The following is a 5,316-nucleotide window of genomic DNA, read 5'->3' on the forward strand; positions in this document are numbered from 1 at the left end:
TAATGCGGTGTGTTTTAGTGCCGCTTATGCGCCGGGGCGGATCCGCGGCCCGGACGGTTCGAGCGCAGCGAGTTTCCGGGCCGCCCGGAGAAAGTTTTTGCGGCACTTGACCGAAACCGCGTGGGGCCCGGGCCGTATCCTCCCGGCACCGGCCTATGAAAGTCGAAAGTTGAGTAAATATCTCTTCAATACCGTCTGGGTCGGCATTGTGGTGGTCGTCATTACATTGCTCATTTCCGTTCCCGCGGCATACAGCCTGGAACGGTGGAGCGGAAAGCTCGGGGAAAATCTGGGCATCGGCATTTTCATGACCTATCTCGTCCCGCCGACACTGCTGTTCATCCCCCTTTCAAAGATCATCAGCCTGCTCGGGCTTCACGAATCACTGAGTGCTCTGATCCTGATCTACCCCACCTTTACCATTCCTTTCTGCACATGGCTTCTGATGGGTTTTTTCAAGTCCATTCCAAAAGACATCGAGGAACAGGCCATGATCGACGGATGCAGCCGATTCGGCGCGATGGTGAAAATCGTTTTCCCGCTGTCCGTATCCGGTATCCTGACGGTTGTGGTGTTTGCGTTTACCTTGACCATGCATGAATTCATCTATGCCTTGTCGTTTGTTTCCGTATCGGCCCAGAAAACGATCAGTGTCGGTGTTCCAACGGAGCTGGTCAGGGGGGATGTCTTCCGGTGGGGACCCCTCATGGCGGGGGCGTTGATTCCATGTATTCCCGCGGCGATCCTGTACACCTTCTTTCTGGATCGTTTTATCTCCGGCTTCACGATGGGGGCCGTGAAATAGCACCCCCCCCTCCACATCACGCATGGGAATCGCCGGTCCATGATTCCCTTGAAAAGTAAAATAACGATGTGAGTTGCCAAATTCTGTTTAATAGATATTCTTATTAAATATACAACTTTCGGGATTCATCGGTCGGGGCCGGTAGAATACGGCCCGCGCCGTGGACGGTTTCATTCAAGTGTCGCCGGAACCTGCTGGGTTGCTTCCCTGCACGCAACCCGTCCAGGCCGGTGATCCTCCTGTTGAGACTGAAGGCTGAAGACTGAATGGGGTGCGTCCGCCACGGACGGTGTCTTTATGCCCTTCAGGCGGCCGCCGCTTTGCAGAGACCGCCACGAAAGCCGGAAGTTGAAATATCAATGCTCGCCTTCTTCGCGCTTCACCGACGTCAACCCCTTGCCATGGAGACGTAACATGAAGGGAATTATCCGGAAAACAGCCAGGGCCGCAATGGTGTTTCTGTTCATCCTTTCCGCCGCCAACGGTGTTGCAGCCGCTTTTGATGAGATCGTCGTATTCGGCGACAGTCTGTCGGACAACGGTAATCTCCTCCTGATCGAAAACCAGCCCCGGCCGGATCCGGCCATCTATTATCAGGGACGCTTTTCCAATGGTCCGGTGTGGGTCGAATATCTGGCCGACCTGCCGCGTCTGAATACGTCCCTGGATGACCGTGCTCTCGGCGGTGCTCAAACCGACGGACTGGTGCCGCCGGGCCTGGTTGAACAGGTGAACGTCTACATCGCTGTCGAGGGCCCCCCGTTGTCCCGCGATTCACTCTTCATCATATGGATTGGTGGAAATGATTTCCTCAACGGAAACGGAGACTTCCAGGCTTCGGCGGACAACATCGAAACGGCGATGGCGCGTCTTGTGGCGAATGAGGCCCGGCATATACTGGTGTTGAATCTGCCCGACCTGGGCGCCATTCCCGACACCCTGGGCACGCCGGAAGCTGCCGCGGCAACTGCTTTTTCGCTCAATTTCAACGCCGAACTGGGCAACCTGATCACCCGGTTCATTGGCGAACACCCGGCGGTCGCTTTTTACGAATTCGATGTATTTTCTTTTTTCCTGGAGATTCTAAACGATCCTGCCGCCTTCGGCTTCAGCAACGTGACCGATCCGTCGCCTAATTTTCAAATCGAAAATAATTTTGACGGTGCCGGGCATCTTTTCTGGGACGAAAGACATCCCACCACGGCCACACACGCCCTCCTCGCCGACCGAGTGTTGGCGGCGTTGGCGGAACAGATGCCCCCACCTCCGGACACGGATCAGGACGACGACGATGACGATTCGACCTGTTTCATCAGCTCATCGATACGATGAGGACGTATCTCAGTCTGGAGACGTAAGCGATGCGCACGGCATGACCATCAACACCGCATCCGATGGCCTTCCATGCTGCATTCGGCAAGGGGACGGAAAGGACCCTGCATCTGGATTTCACGCAACTTTCGACTTTCATGATGGTGACCGGATAGAGACTGAAGCCTGAAGGGGGATAAGCGCTCCGTTCGTCACGAGTCCCCCTATAGTCTTCAGTCTCAAAAATCCTTACGGGGCCTGCCGGCACCGGCCTGTGAAAGTTGAAGTTTTCAATCATCAAGCAGAGGAGGGGACCGTGAACAAGAACATCATTCTGCTGTCAGACGGCACCGGCAACGGTGCGGCCAAACGAAACAAAACCAATGTATGGCGGCTCTACGATGCCCTGGACCTGCATCGCGACGACCAGATCGCGTTCTACGACGACGGTGTCGGATCCAAGGAGTTCCTGCCGTTCAAACTCCTTGGCGGCGCCTTTGGCTGGGGCCTGAAAAGAAACGTCCGAAGGCTCTACAAGTTTCTCTGCCGCACCTACAAATCCGGCGACAGAATTTATCTCTTCGGCTTCAGCCGCGGCGCTTTTACGGTAAGAATGCTGGCGGGCATGATCGATTACTGCGGCGTATACACCGACTACAGGAACGAAAAGGATCTTGACAGGGTCGCGCGGCGCAACTACAACGCCTATCGTTCCCGTTTCAAGAGGGGGCTCCTGACCCGCGGCATCCGCGCCTTCATGGGCCGGAGCGATCCGGAGACTCCGCGCCACCGTCCGGAGATCGAATTCATCGGTGTCTGGGACACGGTCGACGCCTATGGTTTTCCCATGGACGAACTGGCCATGATCTGGGATTACCTGATCTACCCGATCTACTTTCCCAACTACAGACTGTCCGACAAGGTCAAAAAAGCCTGTCACGCCGTGTCGGTGGACGACGAGCGCCACTCCTTCCACCCGGTTCTGTGGGACGAAAGCGCCGAAACCGATCCCTCGCGCATCGAGCAGGTATGGTTTCCCGGCGTGCACTCGGATGTAGGCGGCGGCTATCCCAGACACCCGTTGTCGCTGGTCTCCCTCGACTGGATGATCGCAAAGACCGAGGCCCGGAAACCCGACATCGGAAGTCCCGGCTTGCACCTGATCGAACAGCGCCGCGAAGAATACATCAAACACTCCGACTGGCACGGCCCGCAACATGACTCCCGCGCGCTGGCGGGGGCCTACTACCGCTATAAACCCCGCGACATCGAATCGCTGTGCAACGACAGGAAAAGCGACGTCCATATCCGATCCCCCAAAATTCATCGCAGCGTCATGGAACGGATCGCCGGCAACGTGGTGCCGTACGCTCCGGCGGGCTTGCCCGGGCAATACACGGTGGTGACGACGCGCGGCGAGATCCCGGTCTACGAAACGCCGGACGAAAGCAACCAACGAAAGGCCGCGATGCAATCGGTTCAGCATCTCATCACCGGACGCCGATGGCTCTATTTCGCCCTGCTGACGACCACCCTGGGATACCTGGTCTCTCCCTTCCTCCTGGGTTGTATGGATGCTTCTCAGTGCCTTGCGGTGAACGGCTTTTTCGATCCCCTGCTTGAAATAGCGATGAAAATGCTGCCGGACCTCGCCGCACCCTGGATCAGGGTTCTGCGCCGCTCGCCGATCCTGCTCTATAGTCTGGTGGTTCTCTTCGGTTCGCTCTTCATCCTGAAAGCCCGGACCTGGACCAAAACGGAAGAGCTTGCGGCCGGTGCATGGGGCGTTCTGAAAAAGAAGTCGCTGACGCACATCGGATAATTGTACGGATCTTCAATCGACGCAGGTCCTCGTCGGAGCTGCCGATGCCCGTTTTCCGGATTGGGCTCAAGCAAGGCGGCAGTCGAATTTCCCCAAGGCATAACTTAGAATAAGGAAGGAGGCATGCCATGACCGCGAGCCGTTATTACGCCGTCAAGGACACCTATACCCTACCCGCGCAAATCATCAGCGGCGCGGGCGGAATCCGGTTTGGTCGGGGAATCGACATGTTTGACCCCGACAAGCCGGTCTTGGTCCCTGAAAGGACGCCCTTTTTCAAGCCATCCCGTCTACTGAAGGAGGCTGATGACGAAAAGCGGTATGAGATCTCGAGCGATGCCGTCAAGGATGCGTTCTCGATACTGCGAACGGAAACCGTCGCTCAGGAAGCCGCCGTTCTCAATACCCATTTCCGCGCCTCCTACGGCATCAGCAGCATCGATGCCGCCGCCGACATGACGCGCGAAGAGAGCCGCTCCAGCGTTTCGGCCTATATTCTCCTGAGTCATGTCGGCGAGACCCGCTCCTTGAGCGATGCCGCCATGTCGGTGAACGAGGATCTCGATCCCCTCGCGGAACACCTGGAAGACGACACAACGGCATTCACCCAGTTCAGACGGGACTTCGGGACCCACTTCATCGAGACCGTGACCTACGGCTTGAACATCGCCATTCGCGGCCGCATGAGCACCCGCGATACCGCCCGGCGCCAGGAAATTGCAGCGACGATGTCATCCGGTTTCGGCGCCGTCCGGGCCGGGGGATCGGTTGACGCGGCGGTCCAGAAGAAATTGCACGACGCCGGCCTTCAGATCAACTGTGAAATCAATTGCGGCGGCATCGATCCTGCCCGTCCGCTGGTCCTGCAGGGGTTCGATCAGATCGCCGGATTTCTGGCCGACATTGCCAAAGGCGCCGTCAAATTCCGGCTGGCACCGGTGGCCCTGACCCTGTTCTCGTACTGGAATCTGCTGGACCCCGGAAAATTCCCACGCTGCAGAGCGATGCTGGATCCGCATCAAGATGTCGATATCTATACGCCGTCAAGCGTTTTCGGCATTCCGGCCGGCACCATCATCGCGTGGCATCCGCCGAAAGAGGCCGTCAGAGGCGAAGGCGAGAATGCGGAGATTATGCCTCCGCCGGGATGGGCCTTGTGCGACGGAACCCATAATACCCCGGATCTTCGGGATCGATTCATTCGCAGTACGTCAACCGCCGCCGCCCTGAACAGGACCGGCGGCGCGGCTGCGCATACCCACAAGAAAACCCAGGGCGATGTCGCCAAAAAAGCCGGATTGGTAACGGCGACGCGTAAAGCCATAATCGATATCACGGAAAAATCCGATCACCTGCCGCCTTTTATTACGCTGGTGCA

At 57.4% G+C, this 5,316-nt stretch carries 4 protein-coding genes; all 4 read left to right on the top strand.

Annotation, left to right across the window (positions count from 1 at the left end; translation table 11 throughout):
• Positions 1-7 precede the first annotated feature (7 nt).
• A complete protein-coding gene (locus tag AB7S84_RS11100) occupies positions 8-805 on the top strand; it encodes a carbohydrate ABC transporter permease (protein ID WP_428154499.1) in 798 nt (265 codons plus the stop codon).
• Between the two features lie 414 nt (positions 806-1,219).
• Positions 1,220-2,137: an SGNH/GDSL hydrolase family protein gene (locus tag AB7S84_RS11105; protein ID WP_020876712.1), complete on the top strand. Its 918-nt coding sequence runs from the start codon at positions 1,220-1,222 to the stop codon at positions 2,135-2,137.
• 295 nt (positions 2,138-2,432) lie between these two features.
• Positions 2,433-3,938, top strand: coding sequence for a DUF2235 domain-containing protein (locus AB7S84_RS11110; RefSeq protein ID WP_020876713.1), 1,506 nt, complete (start codon positions 2,433-2,435; stop codon positions 3,936-3,938).
• A 128-nt stretch (positions 3,939-4,066) separates the two neighbouring features.
• A partial coding sequence (locus AB7S84_RS11115; RefSeq protein ID WP_428154486.1) for a hypothetical protein occupies positions 4,067-5,316 on the top strand: 1,250 nt, incomplete at its 3' end.

This window comes from Desulfococcus sp. (assembly GCF_050178255.1).
In the GTDB taxonomy this organism is placed as follows: domain Bacteria; phylum Desulfobacterota; class Desulfobacteria; order Desulfobacterales; family Desulfococcaceae; genus Desulfococcus; species Desulfococcus multivorans.